Source organism: Streptomyces sp. MUM 2J, from assembly GCF_022414535.1.
Classification (GTDB): domain Bacteria; phylum Actinomycetota; class Actinomycetes; order Streptomycetales; family Streptomycetaceae; genus Streptomyces.
Genome location: NZ_JADWYM010000042.1, coordinates 1 through 25,150, shown reverse-complemented (window position 1 = coordinate 25,150; position 25,150 = coordinate 1). Strand labels below are relative to the sequence as shown.

General features: G+C 73.6%; 22 protein-coding genes. 11 read left to right on the top strand and 11 right to left on the bottom strand.

Going from position 1 to position 25,150, the window contains the following annotated elements; translation table 11 throughout:
• The first annotated feature begins 147 nt into the window (after positions 1-147).
• Entirely contained in the window at positions 148-630 is a 483-nt protein-coding gene (locus tag I3F54_RS26405; protein WP_240121445.1) for a DUF3291 domain-containing protein, read from the top strand.
• Positions 631-696: 66 nt separating this feature from the next.
• On the opposite strand, the gene I3F54_RS26400 is transcribed toward I3F54_RS26405, so the two are convergent.
• Genes I3F54_RS26400 through I3F54_RS26390 form a run of 3 tightly spaced genes read right to left on the bottom strand, consistent with a single transcriptional unit; the run spans position 697 to position 2,954 of the window.
• Complete coding sequence (locus tag I3F54_RS26400; protein ID WP_308373958.1) at positions 697-954, bottom strand: hypothetical protein; 258 nt, start codon at positions 952-954, stop codon at positions 697-699.
• Entirely contained in the window at positions 951-1,808 is an 858-nt protein-coding gene (locus I3F54_RS26395) for a hypothetical protein (RefSeq protein WP_240121444.1), read from the bottom strand. The genes I3F54_RS26400 and I3F54_RS26395 overlap by 4 nt, the downstream gene beginning before the upstream one ends.
• Positions 1,809-1,844: 36 nt before the next feature.
• On the bottom strand, positions 1,845-2,954 hold the full coding sequence (locus tag I3F54_RS26390) for a ferritin-like domain-containing protein (protein ID WP_240121415.1): 1,110 nt from the start codon (positions 2,952-2,954) through the stop codon (positions 1,845-1,847).
• Between the two features lie 303 nt (positions 2,955-3,257).
• Between I3F54_RS26390 and I3F54_RS26385 the strand changes: the two genes are divergently transcribed.
• The 4 genes from I3F54_RS26385 to I3F54_RS26370 all read left to right on the top strand — a co-directional run bounded on the left by I3F54_RS26385 (position 3,258) and on the right by I3F54_RS26370 (position 7,051).
• Positions 3,258-4,196: a diiron oxygenase gene (locus I3F54_RS26385; RefSeq protein WP_240121414.1), complete on the top strand. Its 939-nt coding sequence runs from the start codon at positions 3,258-3,260 to the stop codon at positions 4,194-4,196.
• A 377-nt stretch (positions 4,197-4,573) separates the two neighbouring features.
• The gene (locus tag I3F54_RS26380) at positions 4,574-5,230 is read left to right on the top strand and encodes a TetR/AcrR family transcriptional regulator (protein WP_240121413.1); all 657 of its coding nucleotides are present in this window, start codon (positions 4,574-4,576) and stop codon (positions 5,228-5,230) included.
• A gap of 285 nt (positions 5,231-5,515) precedes the next feature.
• On the top strand, positions 5,516-5,830 hold the full coding sequence (locus I3F54_RS26375) for a hypothetical protein (RefSeq protein WP_240121412.1): 315 nt from the start codon (positions 5,516-5,518) through the stop codon (positions 5,828-5,830).
• 102 nt (positions 5,831-5,932) lie between these two features.
• A complete protein-coding gene (locus tag I3F54_RS26370) occupies positions 5,933-7,051 on the top strand; it encodes a C40 family peptidase (RefSeq protein WP_240121411.1) in 1,119 nt (372 codons plus the stop codon).
• Between the two features lie 151 nt (positions 7,052-7,202).
• Here I3F54_RS26370 and I3F54_RS26365 read toward each other — a convergent pair whose 3' ends face one another.
• The 5 genes from I3F54_RS26365 to I3F54_RS26345 are packed head-to-tail and all read right to left on the bottom strand — an operon-like array spanning position 7,203 to position 13,060.
• Positions 7,203-8,459: a styrene monooxygenase/indole monooxygenase family protein gene (locus tag I3F54_RS26365; protein ID WP_240121410.1), complete on the bottom strand. Its 1,257-nt coding sequence runs from the start codon at positions 8,457-8,459 to the stop codon at positions 7,203-7,205.
• Between the two features lie 21 nt (positions 8,460-8,480).
• Positions 8,481-9,116 carry an ATP/GTP-binding protein gene (locus I3F54_RS26360; RefSeq protein ID WP_240121409.1) on the bottom strand — a complete coding sequence of 212 codons (636 nt, stop codon included), beginning with the start codon at positions 9,114-9,116 and terminating at the stop codon, positions 8,481-8,483.
• On the bottom strand, positions 9,097-9,546 hold the full coding sequence (locus I3F54_RS26355) for a DUF742 domain-containing protein (protein WP_240121408.1): 450 nt from the start codon (positions 9,544-9,546) through the stop codon (positions 9,097-9,099). Before I3F54_RS26355 ends, I3F54_RS26360 begins: the two co-directional genes overlap by 20 nt.
• On the bottom strand, positions 9,543-10,052 hold the full coding sequence (locus tag I3F54_RS26350; protein ID WP_240121407.1) for a roadblock/LC7 domain-containing protein: 510 nt from the start codon (positions 10,050-10,052) through the stop codon (positions 9,543-9,545). The genes I3F54_RS26355 and I3F54_RS26350 overlap by 4 nt, the downstream gene beginning before the upstream one ends.
• Positions 10,049-13,060: a nitrate- and nitrite sensing domain-containing protein gene (locus I3F54_RS26345; protein WP_240121406.1), complete on the bottom strand. Its 3,012-nt coding sequence runs from the start codon at positions 13,058-13,060 to the stop codon at positions 10,049-10,051. The genes I3F54_RS26350 and I3F54_RS26345 overlap by 4 nt, the downstream gene beginning before the upstream one ends.
• Before the next feature lie 368 nt (positions 13,061-13,428).
• On the opposite strand from I3F54_RS26345, the gene I3F54_RS26340 reads away from it, so the two are divergent.
• Positions 13,429-14,220, top strand: a complete 792-nt coding sequence (locus tag I3F54_RS26340) for a protein phosphatase 2C domain-containing protein (protein WP_240121405.1) — start codon at positions 13,429-13,431, stop codon at positions 14,218-14,220.
• A gap of 171 nt (positions 14,221-14,391) precedes the next feature.
• Here I3F54_RS26340 and I3F54_RS26335 read toward each other — a convergent pair whose 3' ends face one another.
• Entirely contained in the window at positions 14,392-14,886 is a 495-nt protein-coding gene (locus I3F54_RS26335; protein ID WP_240121404.1) for a MarR family transcriptional regulator, read from the bottom strand.
• A 503-nt stretch (positions 14,887-15,389) separates the two neighbouring features.
• Here I3F54_RS26335 and I3F54_RS26330 point away from each other — a divergent pair.
• A complete protein-coding gene (locus I3F54_RS26330) occupies positions 15,390-17,774 on the top strand; it encodes a SpoIIE family protein phosphatase (RefSeq protein WP_240121403.1) in 2,385 nt (794 codons plus the stop codon).
• Positions 17,775-18,129: 355 nt separating this feature from the next.
• On the opposite strand, the gene lon is transcribed toward I3F54_RS26330, so the two are convergent.
• Both lon and I3F54_RS26320 read right to left on the bottom strand, forming a co-directional pair.
• The gene (gene lon / locus I3F54_RS26325; RefSeq protein WP_240121402.1) at positions 18,130-20,544 is read right to left on the bottom strand and encodes an endopeptidase La; all 2,415 of its coding nucleotides are present in this window, start codon (positions 20,542-20,544) and stop codon (positions 18,130-18,132) included.
• Positions 20,545-20,714: 170 nt separating this feature from the next.
• On the bottom strand, positions 20,715-21,671 hold the full coding sequence (locus tag I3F54_RS26320) for a rhomboid-like protein (RefSeq protein WP_240121401.1): 957 nt from the start codon (positions 21,669-21,671) through the stop codon (positions 20,715-20,717).
• A gap of 230 nt (positions 21,672-21,901) precedes the next feature.
• Here I3F54_RS26320 and I3F54_RS26315 point away from each other — a divergent pair, with 230 nt between their 5' ends.
• The 4 genes from I3F54_RS26315 to I3F54_RS26300 all read left to right on the top strand — a co-directional run.
• Positions 21,902-22,579 carry a spermidine synthase gene (locus I3F54_RS26315; RefSeq protein WP_240121400.1) on the top strand — a complete coding sequence of 226 codons (678 nt, stop codon included), beginning with the start codon at positions 21,902-21,904 and terminating at the stop codon, positions 22,577-22,579.
• A 113-nt stretch (positions 22,580-22,692) separates the two neighbouring features.
• Positions 22,693-23,433, top strand: a complete 741-nt coding sequence (locus tag I3F54_RS26310) for a response regulator transcription factor (protein WP_240121399.1) — start codon at positions 22,693-22,695, stop codon at positions 23,431-23,433.
• Positions 23,430-24,539 (top strand): cell wall metabolism sensor histidine kinase WalK, encoded by a 1,110-nt coding sequence (locus I3F54_RS26305; RefSeq protein WP_240121398.1) that lies wholly within the window; start codon positions 23,430-23,432, stop codon positions 24,537-24,539. The genes I3F54_RS26310 and I3F54_RS26305 overlap by 4 nt, the downstream gene beginning before the upstream one ends.
• 291 nt (positions 24,540-24,830) lie before the next feature.
• Positions 24,831-25,150: hypothetical protein (locus tag I3F54_RS26300; RefSeq protein ID WP_240121397.1), on the top strand; the 320-nt coding region annotated here is incomplete at its 3' end.

Here is a 25,150-nt window from a genome sequence, read left to right as displayed (position 1 = left end):
GAAAGCGCCGTTGCCGCCGAGATCGCCCTTTCCGCCTCCGCCGGGGCCCCGACGTCCGGGACCGCCGACCCCCGCGTGGCGGCCGGATCCCCCACGACGGCCGGATCCCCCGGAACCGGAACCCAGGGGCCCGCAGCAGAGTTCGAGCTGGCCCAGGTGAACATCGCCCGCCTCCGGTTCCCGCTGGACTCGCCGGAGCTGAAGGACTTCGTGGACAACCTCGCCCCGGTGAACGCCGACGCCGAGGCGGCCGACGGCTTCGTCTGGCGGCTCCAGTCGGACGACGGCGACGCGACCGACATCCCGTTCCTCGGCGACGCCTGGCTGATCGTCAACATGTCGGTGTGGCGGGACACCGACTCCCTGACGGCCTACATGTACCAGGGCCGGCACCGGGAGATGCTCTCGCGCCGCCGCGAGTGGTTCGAGCGGGTGCAGGAGGCGATGACGGCCCTGTGGTGGGTGCCGGCCGGCCACCGCCCCACGGTCGGGGAGGCGGAGTCCCGCCTCCTCCACCTGCGCGCCAACGGGCCGGCCCCGTACGCGTTCACGCTGCGCACGTCCTTTCCGCCGCAGGGCGCCGAGCCGGTCCTCGGCGGCCTCCCGGAGGACCGGGGCTGCTCGGTCTGATCCTCCCCCGGGTCCCCGCTCCCGTCACCCGCCCGCCGGACCGGGGACGGGAGCGGGGGCATCGCCTCAGCCGGCCGGCGCGGGCAGCGCCTCCCCGCGGCTGAGCCACTCCACCTGGACGCCCGTCGTGCCCGCCGTCGCCGTGTCGTCGGTCCGGTTCCGCTCCGGTTCCGGCGGAGTGCGCCGGGCGCGGATCTCCGCGAAGGCCCGGCGCCGGTCGCGGAGGAGCGGGAACCACCGCTCACCCAAGGCACCGCCGAATGCGGGACCGTCGAGGCTGCCGCGGGCGGCGCGCGGATCGGCCGGCGGGGCGGCGGAGGTCATGCGATCGCCCGGCGCATCTCGGTGCGGATCCGGAGGGTGTCGTCCGCGGCCTGCGCCAGGTCGATCTCGGTCGGGTCGCGGTTCACGGTGTCCACGGACACCACGGCGACGGTGGCACCCGTGTTGTCGTCGGCCCAGCCGCAGACCGGGACGGTCATCCTCGTCCCCGCCTGCATCTGGGTGATCACCTCGCAGCTGACGGTGGGACCGCCCGCGCCGGCCGGCCGGAAGTCCCGGGGCGGCACTGCCGTGGTGGCGCCCTCGCCCCGGGCCGCGCCCTCCATCATGTTGCGGCGGGCGGCGTCGGTGTGCTTGAAGCGGCCGTACATGCCCGACACCACCAGGGTGCCCGTCGTCTCGTCCCCGCCCAGGCTGTAGCGGCCGACCGCGGCGCCGTCGGTCCTGGCGTCCCAGGCGCCGTCCGCCTCGTCAAGGATCTTCTGGCCCTGCGTACCGGAGAGGTCCTCGGCGAGTTCGTAGCGGTCGTTCAGCAGTGTCCCGGGCACCGACAGGACGTACCTGGCCTCCGGAAAGTCCCGGTCCGCCGCCGCCCCGACCACGGCGAGCGCCACCACGATCGCCACGAGCACGCCGGCCGCGCCGCCCACGATCCCCAGCACCAGCCCGACCCGCCGCTTCTTCGGCGGCGGCGGCCCCCAGCCGTACGGCGGCGGGTACGGCGCGCCGTGGTGCGGTGCGGGCTGCGGGCCGTACGGGCCCGGTGGCGGCTGAGGGCCGTACGGCTGCGGGTGGGCCGTGCCGTGGTGCGGTGCCGATGGGGGACCGTAGGGGGCCGGTGGCGGCGCCCCGTACGGGTTGGCGGGGCCGTTCGGGCTGTGGGGCGGAGGAGGCATGGACACGGCGAAACGGTACTGCACGCGTGTGCGACGTCAGGACTCCGCCGTACCCGCCTCGATCGCCTCCCGCACCTCCGCCACCCGCTCCCGCTCCTCCACCGCGAAGCGCTCGGCGTCCAGCTTCTCCGCGATCTCCTCGTCCTGGGCCATCAGCAGGTCCAGGTTGGAGTCGCCCATCTCGAAGACGCCCATGTCGACGTAGGCCTGCTGGAGACGCTTCCCCCACAGACCGATGTCCTTGACGCAGGGCACGATGCGGGAGAAGAGCAGCTTGCGGAAGAGCGCCAGGAACTCGGACTGCTCGCTGAAGGCCTCGGCCTCCGCCTTCGGGACGCCGAAGTTCTCCAGCACCTCCGTGCCGCGCAGGCGGTCGCGCATGAGGTAGCAGCCCTCGATGACGAACTCCTCGCGCTCGCGCAGTTCGGCGTCGGTGAGCTGCTTGTAGTAGTCGCGCAGGGCCATGCGCCCGAAGGCCACGTGCCGCGCCTCGTCCTGCATGACGTACGCCAGGATCTGCTGGGGCAGCGGCTTGTCCGTGGTGTCACGGATCATGCCGAATGCGGCCAGGGCCAGACCCTCGATCAGCACCTGCATCCCGAGGTAGGGCATGTCCCAGCGACTGTCACGCAGGGTGTCGCCGAGCAGCGCCTGGAGGTTGTCGTTGATCGGGTAGAGAAGGCCGATCTTCTCGTGCAGGAAGCGGCCGTAGATCTCGGCGTGCCGGGCCTCGTCCATGGTCTGGGTGGCCGAGTAGAACTTGGCGTCCATGTCGGGCACGGACTCCACGATCCTCGCGGCGCAGATCATCGCCCCCTGCTCGCCGTGCAGGAACTGGCTGAACTGCCAGGAGGCGTAGTGCCGGCGCAGGTTCTCCTTGTCCTTGTCGGTGAGCTTCGCCCAGTACCGGGTGCCGTACAGGGACATCGCCTCGTCGGGGGTGCCGAGAGGGTCGTACGGGTCGACCTCCAGGTCCCAGTCGATACGGCGGGCGCCGTCCCACTGCTTGTCCTTGCCCTTCTGGTACAGGGCGAGAAGGCGCTCGCGGCCGTCGTCGTACTCCCAGCCGAAGCGGGCGGCGCCGGAGGCGGGCACCTGCCAGTGGGGATCACCGGGATTGTTGGCGTACAGGTCGTAGGTCGGCATGTGTCGCAGGCTCACACGAGGTAGACGTCGGGTCAACAAGTCTCGCGCAAGGGATTGACGGCCTTGCTGACAGGCAGTCTCATAAGAGCGTGACCGGTGGGTGCCGCCGCCATGCCCCGCGGGCCGGGTCCCGCCACGCCCCCGTGCGACGACGAGGTGGATCAGCCGTGAGTGACGGGTGCCGGCCGGTGGACGGTGCACGCCGGTCCGCCCCGGCGGCGAACCGGCTTCCCCCGCCCTGCTCCACACGAGCTTCGTTTCTCCCCGGCCCGAAGGCCGGGGCATCCATGAAGGAGAGGCCCCATGACGACCCTGACGGAAGCCGACGCGCTGGACGGGCTGCGCGACGCTCTCGGTCTGCTCAAGGACCGGGAGCAGGTGGCCGAGCGGCTGCTCGCCTCCTCCGCCAAGCACTCCTTCGACCCGGACAAGGAGCTGGACTGGGACGCACCCTTCGAGGAGGGCAAATGGTTCTGGCCCCCGGAGCTGGTGTCGCTGTACGACACTCCGATGTGGAAGCGGATGAGCGAGGAGCAGCGGATCATGCTCTCCCAGCACGAGGCCGCGGCCCTCGCCTCCCTCGGCATCTGGTTCGAGCTCATCCTCATGCAACTGCTCGTCCGGCACGTCTACGACAAGGCGGCCACGAGCGCCCACGTGCGCTACGCGCTGACCGAGATCGAGGACGAGTGCCGCCACTCGAAGATGTTCGCGCGGGTGATCTCCCGGGGCGGCACACCCTGGTACCCGGTCAGCCGGGCGCACCGGAACCTCGGGCGCCTGTTCAAGACCGTCTCCACCACCCCGGGCTCCTTCACCGCAACCCTGCTCGGCGAGGAGGTACTGGACTGGATGCAGCGCCTGACCTTCCCCGACGAGCGGGTGCAGCCGCTGATCCGCGGCGTGACGCGGATCCACGTCGTGGAGGAGGCCCGGCACGTGCGCTACGCCCGCGAGGAGCTGCGACGGCAGATGGTGACCGCGCCCAAGTGGTCGCAGGAGTTCACCCGGATCACGTCCGGCGAGTTCGCCCGCGTCTTCTCGGTCGCCTTCGTCAACCCCGACGTCTACACGAACGTGGGGCTGGATCAGCGGGAGGCCATGGCGCAGGTCAGGGCCAGCGGGCATCGGCGCGAGGTCATGCAGAACGGCGCGAAGCGGCTGACCGACTTCCTGGACGACATCGGGGTGCTGCGGGGCGTGGGGCGCCGGCTGTGGCGCGCGTCGGGACTCCTGGCCTGAGGGCGGTCCCGCGTTCCCCCGGTGGATCAGCGCGCGGCGTCGGACGCGGTGGATCGCAAGGCGGAGGGACGTCCTCGTACCGGGCGTATGCGGGTGCTCCCGACAACGCGGCGAGGTGCCGCAGCTGTCGTCGTGCGCCCGCCCGGGATTGCGGGACGGCCCACGGCCGGCTCGGCCGCCGTCCGCCCTGCGCTCGGCGGCGTCCGCCCCACCCGGGTCGGCGTGCGGTGCGTCCGCCCGGCCCGGCGTCCCCGTACCCGGGCCCGCCCGGACCCTCGGCGGGGGCGTCGCCAGGCGCTGCCGGGCGTCCTGGCGGGGCGGACTCTGCCTGACCGACGCGGGGAATCCGGCGAGAGGCACCGGTTACGCTGCCGGTCATGACCCCCTCCGCTCCCACCCCCGCCTACCGCCGTCTCAGCGTCGAGGAGCGGCGCAGCCAGCTGCTCGACGCCGCGCTGTCGCTGTTCGCGCACCGGGCGCCCGAGGAGGTGTCGCTGGACGACGTGGCGGAGGCGGCGGGAGTGTCGCGGCCCCTGGTGTACCGGTACTTCCCCGGAGGCAAGCAGCAGCTGTACGAGGCGGCGCTCCGGTCGGCCGCGGCGGAGCTGGAGCTGTGCTTCGACGAGCCGCGCACCGGTCCCCTGCTGCCCCGCCTGGCCCGTGCCCTCGACCGCTACCTGACCTTCGTCGACCAGCACGACGCCGGGTTCAGCGCCCTGCTCCAGGGCGGCAGTGTGGTGGAGACCTCCCGGACCGGCGCGATCGTCGACGGGGTGCGCCGGGCCGCTGCGGAGCACATCTTCCGCCACCTGGGGGTGACGGAGCCGGGACCGCGGCTGCGGATGACCGTCCGGATGTGGATCACGGCGGTGGAAGCGGCGTCGCTGATCTGGCTCGACGAGGAGAAGCAGCCGCCGGCCGGGGAACTGCGCGACTGGCTGGTGGAGCAGTTCGTGGCGGTGCTCGGCGTGACCGCCACACGGGACCCGCAGACGGCGTCGCTGCTCTCCGCACTGTCGGCCGGCGAGTCCTGACGGAGCCGGGGCCGCCGCGCACGCACGCCGGACGCGCCGAGCCGCCCGGTGCGGGCAGCGGCACGGGGGACCGCCGAACGCGGAGCCGGACACCGGGCTCGGCCGGACCGGCGCGCGGGACGGCGTCGGGGCGGTGGAGTCCCCGGGCGTCGGGGACACCGCACGGCGCTCGCTCCCGCCACGAACCGGCACCGCACACGGACCGGCGCCGGGAGACGTTCGGGAGCAGGGGCGTGCGGGGACCTGCGGGCGCCGCCGTCGCGGCCGATGTCCGACACTGGTGGCGTGAAGAGCGAAGACACCCCCTTCGAGGGCGGACCCATGGACGGCCGGGTCCTGCCGGTGCTGCTGGGGCCGACCGGGCATCCGCCGAAGACCTACCGCATCCCGGTCCCGGACGCCACCGGCGGTCCCCCCACCGTCCTCGTCTACCGGCGCGTGCCGCGCGGGTACAGCAGGCGGCTGGGCCTGCCCCGCGGCTGGAAGTACGCCTACGACCCGGAGGGCGACACCGGCGGGGGTCCGAAGTGGCCCTGGTCGAAACCGGGCGGAAGGCCGGAGAACACGCCGGGCGGCCAGCCGGATGCCGCCGACGGGTGACGCCGTTGCGCCGAACCGCGCACGCTCGGCGCGCGGACCCGCGCGGCCCGTCCCATGCTCACGGTGCGGAGCGCACTCCTCGCCCGCACCGGAGGTGATGATGTGTCAGGCAGGTTCGTGCGTCTGGCCTGCACGGCGGCCCTGGCGGCCCAGACCGCCCTCGCACCCGCGCCCGCGGTCGCCGCTCCCGAGCCCGGCGAGCGGTCCGTCGACGAGTTGCTGACGGACCTTCAGCGACTGTACCGGGAGGCGGAGCAGGCCACCGAGGCCTACAACGCCACCGAGGAGGAGCTGAGGAAGAGCCGCGCGGAGACCGAACGGCTCGACACCGCCCTGGCCCGCGCCCGGCTCACGCTGCACGACAGCCTGGGCGCCGCGGGCCGGCTGGCGCGGCAGCAGTACCAGAACAGCACCGCCTTCTCCCCGTACGTGCGGCTGCTGCTCGCCCGCGACCCCCAGCACGCACTGGACCAGGGGCATGTGATCGGCCGGCTGGCCCGGGAACGGGCGGAGACGGTGGCCCGGCTGGAGGGCACCGAGCGCCGGAGCCGCGACCTGGCCCGGGCGGCCCGCAAGGCCCTGGACGGCCGGCTCACCCTCGCCGAGCAGCGGAAGGAGGCACGCGACGACGTCCGCGAGCGGCTGGCCGCCGTCGAGAAGCTGCTCGCCTCCCTCCCCGCGGACCGGCTCGCCGAGCTGGCCGAACTGGAGCGGGCCGGCGTCGACCGCGCCCAGCGGGAGCTGACCGCCTCCGGTGCCCTCGGCGACGACGGCAAGCCGTCCGCGGCGGGCGACCGGGCCCTGCGCTATGCGGAACGGCAGCTCGGCAAGCCCTACGCGTGGGGCGCACAGGGCCCGGATTCGTACGACTGCTCGGGCCTGACGTCCGAGGCCTGGGCCGCCGCGGGCACCCCCGTCCCCCGCACCAGCCAGGAGCAGTGGGCCACGCTGCCCCGCATCCCACTGAGCGGCCTGCGACCCGGCGACCTCGTCCTGTACTTCGCGGACGCCACGCACGTGGCGATCTACGCGGGCGACGGCATGGTGATCCAGGCGCCGCGCACGGGCGAGACGATCAGGCGTTCCCCGATCGCGTCGTACCCGATCCTGGGAGCCGTACGACCGGACGCGGATCCCGCGGGGGCGGAGGGCACCGGACGGCCGGCCGCGGGCGACCCTCAGCCGGCGGCACGCCCGGACCCCGGCACCGGGGAGCCTTGAGGCACGGGGACCCTGGGCCGACAGGCCCAGGACGCTGGGAGCGTCCTGAAGATCTTGAAAACGCGCCCACCTTGCACCAGATTGCCCTGATCGACATTTATCAGCGAACCGGGGCGACTCGGGCACCCCGAGCAATCTTTCCAGCAGTCTCCTAGGCCCGGGGGGCCGCCGAGGCGAGGTAGGCCCCGGCCTTCTCGGGGTCGTAGAAATACTCCTCGAAGTCGGCCGGGTTGTCGAAGCCGTTGGCGAACCGGTCCGCCACCGGCTGGATCTGGCCGGCCGCCCCGATCAGGTTCAGCACGTGCTCCGGCGGCGGCGCCAGCATGGCGTTGGTCCACTTCGTGACGTGCTGGGCCGTCGCCCAGTACCGGTCGAAGGTCTCCCGCATCCACGCCTCGTCGAACGGCTTCTCCCCGTGTTCCAGGATCGATGCCAGATAGGAGGCGGCGCACTTGGCGGCGGAGTTGGCGCCCTGACCCGTGATCGGGTCGTTGGCGACGACCACGTCGGCGACGCCGAGGACGAGGCCGCCGGAGGGCAGCCTGCCGATGGGCTTGCGGACGGTGGGGGCGTACCGGCCGCTCAGCACGCCGCCGGCGTCGGTCAGTTCGGCCCCGGTGGCCCGCGCGTGCTCCCAGGGGGTGTACCGCTCCATGAGTTCCAGGGTCAGGGAGAGGTGCTGCGCGGGATCCTTGACGCCCTGGAAGGCGTCGAGGGGGCCGCCGGGTATGCCCTCCCAGAAGAGGATGTCGGCCCGGCCGGAGGTGGTCAGGGTCGGCATGACGAACAGCTCGCCGACTCCGGGGACGAGGTTGCAGCGGACCGCGTCGAACTCGGGGTGCTCGGGACGCGGGCCCAGACCGTGCACGTACGCGACGGCCAGCGCGCGCTGCGGCTCGGTGTAGGGGGACCGCTCCGCGTCCCGTTCGAACATCGACACCAGCTCGCCCTTGCCGGCCGAGACGAGCACCAGGTCGTAGGTGCGGGCGAAGTAGTCGAGGTCGGAGACGGCCGCGCCGTGGATGACGAGTTGCCCGCCGCGCTGCGCGAAGGTCTCCAGCCAGCCGGCCATCTTCACGCGCTGGTCGACCGACTGCGCGAATCCGTCGAGCCTGCCCACCCAGTCGATCGCGCGGGCCGCCGGGCCCTCGGCCCAGGAGCCGGGGGCGGCCACCGAGACTCCGAGCCCCTCGATCTTCGGGGCCTGGGACTCCCAGAAGTTCAGCTGGAGATCGCGCTCGTGCCGCAGCGCCGTGTCGAACATGCACTGTGTGGACATGACCCGGCCGGAGCGGATCTCGTCCGCCGTCCGGTTCGACATCAGCGTGACCTCGTAACCGTGCGACTGGAGGCCGAGGGCGAGCTGGAGACCGGACTGACCGGCTCCTACGACGAGTATCTTCCGCATGCGGAACGTCTCCTAGGTGGACTACTCGGGGGTTTCCTCAAGCGCGTGGGCCACGAGGGCGAGGAGCGACTCGATGGCCGAGACCCGGCGCCGCGCATCCATGATCATGACAGGTATGTGCGGGGGGATCGTGAGGGCCTCGCGCACGTCCTCGGGCTCGAACAGCTCGCTGCCGTCGAAGTGGTTGACCGCGACGACGTACGGCATCCCGCAGCTCTCGAAGTAGTCCAGCGCCGGGAAGCAGTCCTTCAGACGGCGGGTGTCGGCCAGGACGACGGCACCGATCGCGCCGCGCACCAGGTCGTCCCACATGAACCAGAACCGCTGCTGACCCGGCGTGCCGAACAGGTAGAGCACCAGGTCGTCGTCGAGCGTGATGCGGCCGAAGTCCATCGCCACCGTGGTGGTCAGCTTGCCCGGAGTGGCGGTGAGGTCGTCGGTCTCCTCGCTCGCCTCGGTCATCAGCGCCTCGGTCTGCAGCGGCGTGATCTCCGAGACGGAGGTGACCAGCGTGGTCTTGCCGACGCCGAAGCCTCCGGCCACGACTATCTTCGTGGCGACGGGCGCCCGGGTGCGGTCCGTCTGCCAGGCCTTCAGGTCGTCGTCGGGCTCGACGAGTGGGGGGACGCCTACGGCGTCAGAGACGGCGGAGTCCACTCAGCACCCTTTCCAGCAGCGCGCGGTCCGGCCGGCCCGTACCGTGACCGGTTCCGGTGCCGTACACACGAATCTTTCCCTGGTCCGCGAGATCGCTCAGCAGCACGCGGACCACGCCGAGCGGCATCCTCAGCAGCGCCGCGATCTCGGCCACCGTGCGCATCCGGCGGCACAGTTCGACGATGGCCCGCATCTCCGGCATCACGCGGGTGGCGAGCGTACCCTGCGCACCGGCCAGCGCCGGGACCCCACCCCCCGTCAGCTCCCGGCGCTCCTCGGCGGGTTCCAGCGCGGCCACGAAGGTCTCCACGAGGAGCACGTGGCCGAAGCGGGTCCGGCCGCCGGTGAGCGAGTAGGGCCGGACGCGAGCGGGCTTGCGGTCGGCGCCGCGGACCGGAAGCCTGTTCGGCGAACCGTCGCTGCCGCTCATCGGCCGTCCCCCGGCGCCGTCGGCTCGGCTTCCAGGGACTGCCTCAGTTCGTGGCGGAGTTCGGGGGTCAGGACGTGGCCGGCCCGGCCGACGAACAGGGCCATGTGGTACGCCACGACGCTCATGTCGCAGTCGGCGGAGCCGTGCACGCCCAGCAGCGAGCCGTCGCTGATCGACATGACGAACAGGCTGCCCTCCTCCATGGCGACCATGGTGTGCCGGACCGCGCCGAAGTCCATCAGCCGTGCGGCGCCGACGGTGAGGCTGCCGAGGCCGGAGACGACGGTGGCGAGGTCGGCGGAGGAGCCGCGCGGACCGGCCGGGCGTCCGTCCGGGGCCTGCCGGGCCTCCTGGTTCCTGCCGGGGTCGGAGGAGAGCAGGAGCAGGCCGTCGGAGGAGACCACCGCGACCGACAGGATGCCCGGCACCTCCTCGACGAGATTGGTCAGCAGCCAGTGCAGATTGCGGGCTTCAGTGCTCAGTCCGAAGGTACTGGGCGCGGTCAACTGCTTGCCTCCTCGACTGTGCCCCCCGTGTCTTCTTCGGCGTGTGTGGTTCCTGGTGCGGTTGGTGCGTTCGGTGCCCGGTTCTGGGCCGTCTGCTCGGAGATCTCGGCCTCCGCGTCGCGGTAGCCCGCCTCCGCCCCCCGACGGAAGCCTCCGAGCCTGCGGCGCAGGGCATCGGCGTCCACGGACCCGGCGCGCTGGCGCGGGGCCCTGGCAGATTCGGTGATCTTGGGTGTGCGCTTGGGGAGACCCTTCGCGGTGAGCTGCTCCTCCTCGTCCGGGATGCGCTGGTGCTCCGCGGCGGTCACGGAGCCGGCCGCGGGCGGGGCCCCGGTACCGGAACCGGGTTCGGTCCTGGAGTCGGGCTCGGTACCGTGCTCGGTCCCGCGGCCGGCCGAGGACCGGGACCGGTCGTGGGTCCCGGGGCGGTCGTGGGGTGCGGATCCCGCCCCCGCCGCCGATGCCCCGGCAGTGGAGGGGCCCTCGGTCGTGGGCGGCCCTCCGATCGTGGAGGCGGGACCGGTCCTGTCCGGCGAGGCGTGGTCCGTGTCGGTCCCGGGGCGGGATCCGGCCCCGGGACCCGCTGCGGCCGGGCCGGACTGCTGCGCCGGGATCAGCAGCGCCAGCGTGGTCTCGGCGGGTGACTCCGGCAGCGGCGCCCCGCGCTCCGGCGCGGCGGACTCCGGTGCCGGGGGCCCGGCCTCCGTCTCCACCGGCCGCTGCGGGTCCGCCGCGATGCCGGCCGCCTCCCCGGCGTCGTCGTGGCCCCGCTCCCGCACCGCCCGCTCGGCCAGTGCCACGACGGGGTCGGTGTCGGTCGCCCGGCCGTGCAGTGCGTTGGAGTTGGCCTCGGCGTCGGCCCCGGGCAGCCGGAAGGTCATCGTGCCTTCCGTGGTGCGGGCGCTCGGCGGGACCGCGGCGGGCGAGGCACCCGCGAGCAGGGTGCCCGGCAGGACGACGACCGCGGCGACCCCGCCCTGCTTCTGCTCGCGCAGCTGCACCCGCACGCCGAGCCGGTGGGCGAGGCGGGCCACGACGTACAGGCCGAGACCGAGACCGTCCTCGCCCTCCTGGTCGTACGGCGTGCCCGGGTCGAAGTCGGCGAGGCGGGCGTTCAGGCGGGCCAGGCGGTCGTCGGCCATGCCGATGCCCTCGTCCTGGACGGAGAGCATGACCTCGCCGCTCTCCAGCAGCCAGCCGGTGACCTCCACGGGCACGTCGGGCGGGGAGAACGCGGTGGCGTTCTCCATGAGTTCGGCGAGCAGGTGGGAGAGGTCGTCGGCGGCGAACCCGGCCAGGTGCGCGTGCGGGGGCAGCGCCGCGATGCGGACCCGCTCGTAGCGCTCGATCTCGCTGACCGCCGCCCGGACCACGTCGACCAGCGGCACCGGTCCGGCGTGCTGCTGGACGTGTTCGGTGCCGGCCAGAACGAGGAGGTTCTCGCTGTGCCGGCGCATGACGGTGGCGAAGTGGTCGAGCTTGAAGAGCGTGGCGAGGCGTTCGGGATCCTGCTCACGCTCCTCCATGCCCTCGATCACGGCGAGCTGGCGCTCGACCAGACCGAGGGTCCGCAGCGCGAGATTGACGAAGGTGGAGCCGATGCTGCCGCGCAGCCGCTGCAACTGGGCCGTGGCATCACCGAGTTCGGTGCGCAGTTCCTCGCGGGCGTCGGCCATCTTCTGCCGTTCGCCGACGAGGTGCTTGCGGTCGGCCTCCAGGGTGCCGACGCGCTCGGCGAGGGCGGCGGCGTGCGCGTGCAGGGCGTTGACGGAACGGACGACCTGGGCGAACTCGTCGTTGCGGCCGGTGAACGCCACGGGCTCCTCGGCCGCCGGGTCGTCGGCCTGCGCGAGGCGGGCGGCGCCCCGGCGCACCACGGCGAGCGGGCGGGTGAGGCTGCGGGCCATGCCGGTGGCGACGCCGACGGCGAGCAGCATCAGCGCCCCGAGGACGGCGATGCGGATCTCCAGCGCGGTGACGTCCTCGTCCCGCAGCCGTTCCAGTTCCTTGGTCCGGCGGTCGTAGAGGGCGGCCTCGGCACCGCGCATCAGGTCGACACGGGCGGAGAGCGCGGCGTCGGTCTTCTTGGCGCTGGTGTCCAGCTCGTCCTCGTCCAGCGTGGGCTGGTCGGTCAGGTCGGCCAGGTACTTCTCGGCGGTGTCGGACTCGGGACCGGTGACGGTGGCGTCGTAGGAAGCGACGGCGGACCCGGTCGCGGTCTCGCGGAAGCCGGCGAGGGCGGCGTCGGAGCGCAGCCGGGCCTGCTGTGCGGCGGCGGTGAGCGCGCCGCGCCGCTTGGTGTCGTCGTCCGAGGAGCCGGTGACGGTCTCCGGCAGACCGGTGATCGGGTCGACGACGGTCCGGGTGGTCGTCGGCACGTCGAGGGCGGCGACGAGGAGTCCGCGCGCGGCGGCGGCCTGCTGCACGGCGGAGTCCAGCTCGGCGAGCGCGTGGGCGCCGGAGCCGGCCCGGGAGGGCGTCTGCTCGGCCAGGCGCTGGGCGAGGCCGTGGAGTTCGGTGATGGTGGTCGTGTAGGACCGGTGCGCTTCGAGGGGCCCGCTGCTGCCGGTGAGCGCCGCGCGCCGGACGGCCGGGATGCCGTCGAGGTCCTTGCGCAGGGCGGCCGGCAGGCCGCCGTCGGCGCGCAGTTCACGGGCCCGGCGGTCGACGCGGGCGCTGCGCTGCTCGTCGGGGGCCTTGGACTGGGGGCGTCCGGCGGCGATGTACGACGTCACGTCGTCGCGCTCGTCGGCGAGGGCGTGGGCCAGGACCAGGGCGCCCTGGGTCTGCTGGGCCAGCGTCACCAGGTCCTGGGAGTCCTTCACCTGCGCCGAGGCGGCGAGGACGGAGGGGGTGCCGGCGCCGGCGACGGCGGCGGCCACCACGGCGACGGCGACGATCAGCCGGTTGCGCACATGGGTGGGACGTCCCCTGCCGACGGGTGTGCGCTCCGCGCTCCCCTCGGAGGCCGACTGCTTGCCTGTGCGCCGAGGCCGCGTCTTCTGCACCGGTGCTCGCATTCCTGACTCGTGTACCCATGGACCCGGGTGACGCACTGTCAGCCTCTGTGCGCACCCGGTACGGCTCCCGACCCTCCCAGTGCCGGTGGACGGCAGTCGCGCATCACCTGACCCGCCACCCGAAGGAGTGAACCCCGGAGGGGAGTTGGTGGGCAAGTTCCCCTGAGACGCGCGGCGTCCGGGCACGGCGGGCCGGTTGGACGTGGGCGATCTGCTTTGGCAGGATTCGCCGCCACGCGTTCGAGGACCGGAGCATTCCGCCGCAAACCGGGCGGCCGGCCGGCGCCGGTGCCGTGAAACCGCGATGTTCGCCGGCCGTTCGCGAAGTGTGTGGAGACCTCGTGCAGACTGGCTGGATGCGCACGGAACTCGTCTCGGAACCCGGCGATCGCAGCCGCCCCAACGAGGACTTCGCCAGTGTCGGGGTTCCCGCTTCGGGACAGGGCGGATCCCTCGTGGTCCTGGACGGCGTGACACCGCCCCGGAGTGGCACGGGGTGTCTGCATTCGGTCCCCTGGTACGTGGCGCGTCTGGGCGGGGCGCTGACCGAACTGACCGTTTCGCTCCCGGACGTCCCCCTCCCGCAGGCCCTTTCGCGGGCCATCGCTCGTACCTCTGCCGCGCACGCGCAAACCTGTGACCTTTCTCACCCGCGCACACCGCAGGCCACGGTGGTCCTCGCCCGCTGGTCCCCGGAGACCGTGGAGTACCTGGTCCTGTCCGACTCCGCTCTCCTGCTGGAGGCGCCCGACGGCGCGGTGACCCCGGTGCTGGACGACCGGCTCACCCGCCTGCCGCGCTCGGCGCTGGCGACGGACGAGCTGATCGACGCGACCCTGCGCAACAAGGAGGGCGGGTTCTTCACCGCCGCTGCCGATCCGTCCGTGGCCGCGCGGGCGGTGGCCGGCTCGGTGCCGCGCACGCGGGTCCGCGCCCTGGCCGCCCTGACCGACGGGGCGGGCCGGTGGGTGGAGAAGTTCTCCGAGGGCGGGTGGGCGGACTGCTTCACGCTGCTCCGCAAGGAAGGAGCGCGGGCCCTGGTCGACGGGGTCCGCGCGCTGGAGCGGGCCGACGACGCCGGGGAGCGGTCCCTGCTGGGGCGCGGCAAGACCCACGACGACGCGACGGTGGTGTACGCGGAGCTGTGACGGCCCGGCCGTCCGACGCTCCGCGGCGCCACCCCCTAGCGGCCGCCTGGACCGCGCCGGCACCGTACGGCGGCGCGTGGTCCCACCGCGGCGGCACCGGGACCGTGCCCCGGGTGTCGCGGCCGGTCGCCGGTTCCGGAGCGGCGCCGTCCGGCTCGGCGGGCGTCCGGGTCAGCGCTGCTCCATGCCCCGGTTCAACTGGTTCAGCAGCCGGGCCAGTTCGGCCACCTCCCGCCGGTCCCAGTGGTCCAGCTGGCTGACGTACCGCGCGCGGCGGGCGTCACGCACCCGGCCGACCCGGCTGCGGCCCTCGTCCGTGAGGTGGACCAGCCAGGCGCGGCCGTCCGCCGGGTCCGGTTCGCGGGCCACCAGGCCCAGCTCCTCCAGGGCCCGCAGCTGGCGCGACATGGTGGCCTTGCCGACGCCGATGTAGGCGGCCAGCTCGGTGGCCCGCTGGCGGCCGCATTCGTCGAGCCGTACGAGCAGGCCGTACGCGGCCGACTCCAGGTCGGGATGGACCTCGCGGGCCATCTCGCCCTGACTGGCCCGGGCCCTCCGCAGGAACACGGTCAACTCGCGTTCCAGGGACAGGAACTCCTGGTCCACACCACTCGGCGGTGCCGGGTGTCCGCCCCGGTCTCCGTCGCCGCTCTGCTCCTCGTGCACGTCAGTCCCCTGATCCGGATTCCCGATCCTGAAAGTTTCCTTCGACCCCGTCGTCGCCGCAGCTCCGTCAGTATTTCGCAGGGTCGGACCCACGACGGCTCCGAGGCCCCCTTCCCCCGCGGGGTCCACCTGCGCGGCTTCTTCCGCAGGAACGTGGACGGCATGCCCGCGCCGTCCTTCCTGCACCGTCTGCCGGGAGGCGCGTCCGGCCTCGACGCACCGCGCCGGAAGACCCCGCGGCGCGTCCGGCCGCGACGCACCGCAGGGTCTCCGGCTCACGTGGGGACGGCTGGTGCCACGCCGCGGGGACGGCCTCGGTGCCGCGGGAAGGGGCGGTGACCCGTGGGAGACCCCCGTGATGCAGAAATGAAGATGCATGTCCTGATTCATACCGGAACAAGGCTTCCCGGCCGCGGTCGGCGGGGTCTGCTCCCCGGGCCGGCTCCCGCGCGGCGGGCCGGTCTGCGCTGGTGCTCCGTGCCCCCCGGGCCGATGCTGGTGAGGTGACGTACACGGCCACGGCCACCATCGACCAGGAGGGTGTGCTCACGGGCTGGAGCGAGGGCGCCCGACGGCTGCTCGGCCACGAGGCCGCCACGGTTGTCGGGCGGCCGGCCGCGGAACTGCTCGCCGACGTCCCGGAGACTCCCCGACGGGCCCGGGCCGGGCAGCAGCGCTGGCACGGCACCGTGGCACTGCGGCACCGGGACGGCCGGAGCGTGGAGCTGCGGCTGCTCGCACACCGCCGCACACCGGCCGGCGGCCCCGCCGAGTGGCTGGTGGTCTGCGCCGCCCCGGCCGATCCGCAGCAGCCCGGCGACGTCCTCCTGGCCGACTGGGCGTTCGCGCAGTCACCGCTCCCCCTGGCGGTGTTCGACACCGGCCTGCGCCTGGTCCGGGCCAACCACCGCATGGAACGCGCGGTCACCCTGCCCGAGGCGGCGATGCGGGGACTGTCGCTGCCGCACATCGCACCCGGTGCCGCGAGCGACGAGATCGGCAGGCAGATGCAGCTCGCGGTGGAGACCGGCGAACCCCGGGAAGCGGCGGCCCGCCTCGGCCCCGAGCTGGGCCGGCCGACCGTCCTGACGCCCCTGAAGGACGCCGCGGGGCGCGTGCGCGCCCTCTGCCTGACGGCGCCCCGGCGCTCCCAGGACTCCGCCGTCCGGCCGTGGACGCAGGACCCCGCCCCGGAGACGGCCGCCCCCTCCGCGGAACCCGGCCCCCAGGACGGTTCGGGCGCGGACTACACCCGCACCGCGCAGGCACTCGCCGATGTCGCCGTCCCCCGGCTCGCCGACTTCGTCACCGTGGACCTGCTCGACTCCCCCATGGCCCCGAACGACACCGGCGGCCCGGCCGCGGGGAGCACGGTCGTCCTGCACCGCGCCGCCGTCCGGGCCGTACCGGACGGCCGCCCCGTGCCCACGCCCGGCGCGGGGGACGGCACGACCACCGCCTACCAGGCCGGGTCGCCGCCCGCCGAGAGCCTCGCCACGGGCAGCGCGGTCCTCTACGACACCACGGACCCCGCGGTCGCGGCCTGGACGGAGACGGATCCGGGTGCCGCGTGGCTGCGCGCCTACGGGACGCGTTCGCTGATGGTGGTCCCGCTGGTGGCCGGGGACAGCAGGCTGGGGGTGGCCCTGTTCGGCCGCCACACCCGCCCCGAGCCGTTCGGCCCGGAGGATCTGCGACTCGCCGAGGAGCTCACCGCGCGGACGGCCGCCGCCCTGCACAAGGCCCGCCGCACCTCCTGGGCACGCACCACCACCATGGCCCTCCAGCACAGCCTCCTGCCGCACACGCTGCCCGAGCAGGCGGCGCTGGAGGTCGCCACCCGCTATCTGCCCGCCGCCACCCGGGCCGGGGTGGGCGGCGACTGGTTCGACGTGATCCCGCTGTCCGCCGCCCGGGTCGCCCTCGTCGTGGGCGACGTCGTCGGCCACGGCATCCGCGCCTCCGCCACCATGGGCCGGCTGCGCACCGCCGTCCGCACCCTCGCCGACGTGGACCTGCCCGCCGACGAACTCCTCACCCACCTCGACGACCTCGTGCTGCGGCTGGCGGCCGACGAGGGCGGCGCGGGCCCGGACTCCGAGACCGCGGGCGGCATCGGCACCACCTGCCTGTACGCCGTCTACGACCCCGTCGTCCGCCGGTGCACCCTGGCCCGGGCCGGCCACCCGCCGCCCGCCGTGGTCACCCCGGACGGCGCCGTCCGCTTCCTCGACGTGCCCGCCGGTCCCCCGCTGGGACTCGGCGGGCTGCCCTTCGAGGCCGCCGAGGCCGAGCTTCCCGAGGGCAGCCTGCTCGCCCTCTACACCGACGGACTGCTGGAGGCCCGCGACCACGACATCGACGAGGCGCTGGACAAGATGTTCGCCGCGCTGGCCCGGCCCGCGGCCACGCTGGACTCGGTCTGCGACCGGGTACTGGCCGAGCTGCTCAGTCACCGGCCCGACGACGACATCGCCCTGCTCGTCGCCCGCACCCGTGCCCTGCACGAGGACCGTGTCGCCTCCTGGGACCTGGACAGCGACCCGTCGGTCGTCGCCCGCGCCCGCCGCGCGGTCTCCGCCCAGCTGGCCGTGTGGGGGCTGGACGACGCCGCGTTCGTCACCGAACTGCTGGTGAGCGAACTGGTCACCAACGCCGTCCGCTACGGCCGCCCGCCCGTCCGGCTCCGGCTGATCCACCAGGACAGCACCCTCGTCAGCGAGGTCCACGACGCCAGCGGCACCACCCCGCACATGCGGCGCGCCCGCGTCTTCGACGAGGGGGGCCGGGGCCTGCTGCTCGTCGCCCAGCTCGCGGAACGCTGGGGCACCCGGCACGACCGGGTCGGCAAGACGGTGTGGGCGGAGCAGTCGCTCACCGGGCCGTGACCCGGACGCCGCCCCGCCCGGGGGAGGACCGCGGAGCAGGGGGTTCACCGCGGTACGGCGCCGGGGGGCGTGCCGCCCGGCGTGCGCCGGGCGGCCGGCGGATGCCGTCCCCCCTTCCACCCGGTCCGGACGCAGGTCCCGGGCACGGCGGGCGACGGCCGTGCCACCACGCCCGGGTTCGCGTTCCACGCGGTGACCGGCGATCTCCGTCCCGCTCGGCTCGGAAGGGCGGCTCGCCTGCCCGGTCACCACAGGACCCGCTCCGCCGGGCCCGGTCGGCGCCGGTGCGCGCGACACGGCGGGGGCCCGGGGCTCCCGCACGGAACCCGGGCCCCGGCCCGTCCCGCGGCGTCCGTCACGCCGCCACGGGAGCCTCCGTCCGCGCGCCGCTCGCCGCGGGCGCGAGGGCCAGTTCGAGGACCTGGCGGACGTCGGTGACGGCGTGGACGTCGAGCTTGTCCAGCACCTCGGCCGGGACGTCGTCCAGGTCGGGCTCGTTGCGCTTGGGGATGATCACCGTGGTGACCCCGGCGCGATGCGCGGCGAGCAGCTTCTGCTTCACGCCGCCGATGGGCAGCACGCGGCCGGTCAGCGAGACCTCGCCGGTCATCGCCACGTCCGTGCGGACCAGGCGGCCGGACAGCAGCGAGGCGAGGGCCGTCGTCATGGTGATGCCCGCGCTCGGTCCGTCCTTGGGGACCGCGCCCGCCGGGAAGTGGATGTGCACGCCCCGGTCCTTCAGGTCGGCCACCGGCAGTTCCAGTTCCGCCCCGCGGCTGCGCAGGAAGCTCAGCGCGATCTGCGCCGACTCCTTCATCACGTCACCGAGTTGCCCGGTCAGGGTCAGACCGGCCGCGCCCGTCTCCGGGTCGGCGAGGGACGCCTCGACGTACAGCACGTCGCCGCCGGCGCCGGTGACCGCAAGGCCCGTCGCCACGCCCGGCACCGAGGTGCGGCGCTCGGCGGGGTCCTGCGCGGACTCGGGCACGTGGTGCGGCCGGCCGATCAGGTCGCGCAGGACGGCGTCGGTGACGGTGAACGGCAGTTCCCGTTCGCCTAGTTCGTGCTGGGCGGCGACCTTGCGCAGCAGCCGCGCGATCGAGCGTTCCAGGGTGCGCACGCCCGCCTCACGCGTGTACTCGCCGGCCAGCCGGCGCAGCGCGCCCTCGTCGATCGCGACCTCGTCCTCGCCCAGACCGGCCCGCTCCAGCTGTCGCGGCAGCAGGTGGTCACGGGCGATGACGACCTTCTCGTCCTCGGTGTAGCCGTCCAGGCGGACGATGTCCATGCGGTCCGCGAGCGCCTCCGGGATGGCTTCCAGGACGTTGGCGGTGGCGAGGAAGACGACGTCGCTGAGGTCGAGTTCCACCTCCAGGTAGTGGTCGCGGAAGGTGTGGTTCTGCGCCGGGTCCAGCACTTCGAGCAGGGCCGCGGCCGGGTCGCCGCGGAAGTCCGAGCCCACCTTGTCGATCTCGTCGAGGAGCACGACCGGGTTCATCGACCCGGCTTCCTTGACCGCCCGGACGACACGGCCGGGCAGCGCGCCGACGTATGTGCGGCGGTGGCCGCGGATCTCGGCCTCGTCCCGGACGCCACCGAGGGCGACGCGGACGAACTTGCGTCCCATGGCGTGGGCGACGCTTTCACCCAGACTGGTCTTCCCGACACCGGGCGGACCCACCAGGGCGAGTACGGCACCGCCGCGCCGGCCGCCGATGACGCCGAGACCGCGGTCTCCTCGCCGCTTGCGGACGGCCAGGTACTCGGTGATGCGCTCCTTGACGTCGTCCAGGCCCGCGTGCTCGGCGTCGAGGACGGCCTTGGCACCCTGGATGTCGTAGGCGTCCTCGGTGCGCTCGTTCCACGGCATGTCGAGGACGGTGTCGAGCCAGGTGCGGATCCAGGAGCCCTCCGGCGACTGGTCGGAGGAGCGCTCCAGCTTGTCGACCTCCTTGAGGGCGGCCTCGCGGACCTTCTCGGGCAGGTCCGCGGCCTCGACACGGGTGCGGTAGTCGTCGGACTCCTCGCCGTCCTGCTCGCCGTTGAGCTCACGCAGCTCCTTGCGGACGGCCTCCAGCTGGCGGCGCAGCAGGAACTCGCGCTGCTGCTTGTCGACGCCCTCCTGGACGTCCTTGGCGATGGTCTCGGCGACGTCCTGCTCGGCGAGGTGGTCGCGCAGTTGCTGGGTGGCGAGCTTCAGGCGGGCGACCGGGTCGGCCGTCTCCAGCAGCGCCACCTTCTGCTCCGTGGTCAGGAACGGCGAGTAGCCGGAGTTGTCGGCGAGCGCGGAGACGTCGTCGATGGCCTGGACGCGGTCGACGACCTGCCAGGCGCCGCGCTTGCGCAGCCAGCTGGTGGCGAGCGCCTTGTACTCCGTGACCAGTTCGGTGACGTGTCCCGGCAGCGGCTCGGGCACGGTCTCGTCGATACGGGTGCCCTCGACCCACAGCGCCGCGCCCGGGCCCGTGGTTCCGGCACCGATCCGCACCCGGCCGCGACCGCGGATCAGCGCTCCCGGGTCGCCGTCGGCCAGCCGGCCGACCTGCTCGACGGTGCCGAGCACGCCGGTGCCCGCGTACGTCCCGTCGATGCGGGTCACCAGCAGGACCCGGGGTTTCCCGGGCTGCGACGCGGCGGCGGCCTGCGCGGCCTCCACCGCCGCGCGCACCTCGGAGTCGTTCAGGTCCAGCGGCACGACCATGCCGGGCAGGACGACCTCGTCGTCGAGCGGCAGCACAGGCAGGGTGAGCGATGCGGACGTCGAAGCCATGATCTCCCCTTCGGCATTCAAGTTGAGCTATGCCGACTCAATGCATGGCGGTCCTTGAATGTTCCCGCATCCCCGTTCGCCCTGAGCGATCACTGCGCCGGGGGACGCGGGCAACCGCGGGCAGCCCCCCGCGCTCCGCGGCGCGGGAGGACCGTGGCGCGGGTGGCGCGCTACCGCCGGCGACCGGCCGGCGCGGGCGCGCCGCCCGGTGCCGTGGCGGTGAGCGGCGCCTTCGCCCAGCGCCGCACGAGCGGCCGGCAGGCGACGCCGATCACCAGCGAGATCAGGTGCCCCCAGTCGGTCACGGGATCGGCGAGGGTCCACAGGCCCATCGCGGCCACCCCGCCGAACAGGGCGAGCAGCAACCGGCTCAGCCATGGTCCCAGCAGGCCCGCCAGGGCGCCGACGGTCGCCGCGACGCCGAAGCTGACGCCGTAGTCCAGTCGGTGCAGGGAACTGCCCGGCAGATGCCCGGCGAGCACCGCGAGGCCGACCGGTATCTCGGTGGCGAGCGTGGCCAGCACGTGGCCGGCCAGGAAGACGCCCGCCGTGCGCAGAGCGCCGATCCGGCGCTCCAGGGTGGAGAGCACGAGCAGGAAGAGGACGGCGTACGGCGACAGGATCCCGTCGGCCACCCACAGCGCACTCGCCGCCAGCACCGTCGCCGGCGCGTGCAGCAGGTGGGCCACGTCGGTGCTGGAGGCCCGGTGCAGAGCGTGTACCAGGGCGGGGTCGCCGTACCGGGCGACGAGTGAGGTCACGGCCAGCACGGCGGCGTAGCCGAGGGAGAACGGGGTCGCGGCGCGACCGGGGAGCAGGCGCCGCAGGTGCCTGCGCCGCGCCTGCGGCCACGCGCGGTCCGGCACTTCCCCCGGGACGGCCGGGACGCCGTCCGGGACAGCGGCCGGGACAGCCCCGTCGGCCGAGGGAGCGGACGGGGCCGGCACGGGCCGGCGCTGGGCCGGGATCGCGTCGAGCAGCCCCGCGGGGTCGGGAAGGGGCGCTCTGCCGGACGTACCCGGGTCGGGGGCGGCGGCCGGGCGCGGGCGGGCCCCGGGGTCCGTGTCCGGGGCGGTGCCCGAGTCCCCGCCGGGGACCGGCGCGTCGGCCGGTGCGATGCGTGCCACGGTGAGGCACTCCTTCCGTTCGTCCCCACCCTTCGGCCCCACCCGGCCCGCTGTCTGTGATCGGCGCCACGTGAGCGCGGATTCCCGGCGCCCCCAAGGCCCGGGCGGCAGGCCCGTGTTCACCCGGCGGCAATCCGGCTCCCGCCCGGCCACTCCTCCGGGGGACCGTCCTGCCACTCCCCCGGGGGAATTCCGGCTACAAACCGTCAGCCGGATGCCAGGATGGCGGCATGTCCATCACGTACGGCACCCCCGAAGTCCTGGACCGCCGCGAGGGCCCCTTCGGCGAGGTGGTACTGCGCCGCCACGGCGGACTCCTGCAGATCATCGCCAACGGCTGCTTCCTGATGGACACCTCCAACGGCCACTCCGAGCGGCGGCTCGTCGACGCGGCCCTGGACGCCCTCGGGGGACGCCCGGACCCCCGGGTCCTGATCGGCGGACTGGGGGTCGGGTTCTCGCTCGTGCGTGCAGCCGCGAATTCCCGCTGGGACCGCATCACGGTCGTGGAACGGGAACCGGCGGTCATCGACTGGCACCGCTCGGGCCCGTTGGCCGAGGTGACCCGCACCGCCCTCGCCGACCCCCGCACCGAGATCGTGGAAGCCGACCTCCTGACCTACGTGCACGGGACGTCCGACACGTACGACGCGCTGTGCCTGGACATCGACAACGGCCCCGGCTGGACCGTGACCGAGGGCAACTCGGGACTCTACTCGCCGGCCGGACTGGCAGGCTGCACACGGGTGTTGAGGCCCGGCGGGGTGCTCGCGGTGTGGTCGGCACAACCGTCCCGCGCATTCGACGAAACCTTGAGGAATGTCGGGTTCCAACAGGTGCGTACGGAAGAGATCCCCGTTGCCCGAGGCGTTCCGGACGTCGTGCACCTCGGCCTCCGACCTGGATAGCAAAGCCTCGGTGACTCCCCGTACGCTGCTGCCCTGACGCCGATCATTCAAGCGTCAATCGCAGTCAAGGGATCACCCCACGGGTTCCGGAAAGCACACTTCAGGGGCGGGCGATGGAGCAGACACACACCTCCCACAGCGGCACGCCGACGGCGACCCCGGGCGCGCAGCGCCGGGTCCTCGTCGTCGAGGACGACCAGACGATCGTCGACGCCATCGCGGCCCGCCTGCGCGCCGAGGGATTCGTCGTACAGACCGCGGGCGACGGACCGGCCGCCGTCGACACCGCCGAGGCCTGGCAGCCGGACCTGCTGATCCTGGACGTCATGCTGCCGGGCTTCGACGGCCTGGAGGTCTGCCGGCGGGTCCAGGCACAGCGGCCCGTACCGGTGCTGATGCTCACCGCGCGCGACGACGAGACCGACATGCTCGTGGGGCTCGGGGTCGGCGCGGACGACTACATGACCAAGCCGTTCTCCATGCGGGAGCTGGCCGCGCGGGTGCACGTGCTGCTGCGCCGCGTGGAGCGGGCGACGCTGGCCGCGAGCACCCCGCGCTCGGGCATCCTGCGCCTGGGCGAGCTGGAGATCGACCACGCGCAGCGCCGGGTGCGGGTGCGGGCCGCGGACGTCCACCTCACCCCGACCGAGTTCGACCTGCTGGTGTGCCTGGCGAACACCCCGCGCGCGGTGCTCTCGCGCGAGCAGCTGCTCGCGGAGGTGTGGGACTGGGCGGACGCCTCCGGCACCCGCACCGTCGACAGTCACATCAAGGCGCTGCGCCGGAAGATCGGGGCCGAGCGGATCCGCACCGTGCACGGCGTCGGCTACGCGCTGGAGACCCCGGCCCCGTGAGCGTCGGGGAGCCGGCCGGGCGGAGGAGCACCGGGGATCCCTGGGGCGGTGTGCGCCCGTTCTCGATCAAGACGAAGCTGGCCGTCCTGGTCGTCGTCTCGGTGCTGATCACCACCGGGCTGTCGATGATCGCCGTGCAGACCAAGACCGAACTGCGGTTCATCATGGTCTTCTCCATGATCGCGACGCTGTTGATCACGCAGTTCGTGGCGCATTCGCTCACGTCCCCGCTGGACGAGATGAACGCCGTGGCCCGGTCGATCGCGCACGGCGACTACACGCGCCGGGTGCGGGAGAACCGCCGGGACGAGCTGGGCGACCTGGCGCAGACGATCAATGCCATGGCCGACGAGCTGGAGGCGCAGGACCGTCAGCGCAAGGAGCTGGTGGCCAATGTCTCGCACGAGCTGCGCACGCCGATCGCGGGGCTGCGCGCGGTGCTGGAGAACGTCGTCGACGGGATCTCCGAGGCCGACCCGGAGACGATGCTCACGGCGCTGAAGCAGACGGAGCGGCTCGGCCGGCTGGTGGAGACCCTGCTGGACCTGTCGCGGCTCGACAGCGGCGTCGTGCCGCTGCGGAAGCGGCGCTTCGAGGTGTGGCCGTATCTGTCGGGGGTGCTCAAGGAGACCCAGATGGTCGCCTCGGCCCGCACCGGGATGGCGTCGGGGTCCGGCCGTCACACCCGCACCGACGTCCACCTGCACCTGGACGTCACCCCTCCGGAGCTGTCCGCGCACGCGGATCCCGAGCGGATCCACCAGGTCGTGGCCAACCTCGTCGACAACGCCGTCAAGCACAGCCCGCCGCACGGCCGGGTCACGGTCCGGGCGAGGTCCGGATCCGGCCCCGACTCGCTGGAGCTGGAGGTGCTGGACGAGGGACCCGGCATCCCGAAGTCGCAGTGGCACCGGGTGTTCGAGCGGTTCAACCGTGGTGAGGTCGCCCGCCCGCACGGTCCGGGCAGCGACGGCGGCACGGGACTGGGGCTGGCGATCGCCCGCTGGGCGGTCGATCTGCACGGCGGCCGGATCCGTGTGGCCGAATCGGATCGGGGTTGCCGGATTCTTGTCACACTCCCGGGAGAGACATCTGCGTCACGTTGACGTAAAGTCCGAACCGGAGCCCCAAGATCCACTGCCGTCCGGGCCGGTCGGCACGTGTGATCAGGCACAGGCCCGCAGGCGCTGCCCGCAGGGTCTGCATCGCCGTATCCCGGCCCCTCGCCATCAGAGCGGAACCACGCTTGTTTCCCGCCATTTCCACCGTCGAAACACGCCCTCCGATGTGACTTACGCGACGATCAACCGGCCCGACCTGACCTTCCCCCTCCGGGAGGCGTAGCCTTTATTCCCGCTGTCCATCACCTTGTGAAGCGGAAGAGGGCGGTTGCCGCCGTGTCGCCACAGTCCCCCAGTAACTCGAGCGCCCCTACGACCGACGCCGACCCAGCGGGCAAGAACCCCGCTGCCGCGTTCGGTGCGAACGAGTGGCTCGTCGACGAGATCTATCAGCAGTACCTCCAGGACCCGAACTCGGTAGACCGTGCCTGGTGGGACTTCTTCGCCGATTACAAGCCCGGGGCGGCTGCCACCCCGGCTCCGGCTGCCACCCCGGCTCCGGCGGGCACTGCGGCCGCGGGGGCCGCAGGGGCCACCACGACCCCGCAGGCCCCGCAGCCCGCCGCTCCGGCCGCCCCCGCGGCCCCGCAGCCCGC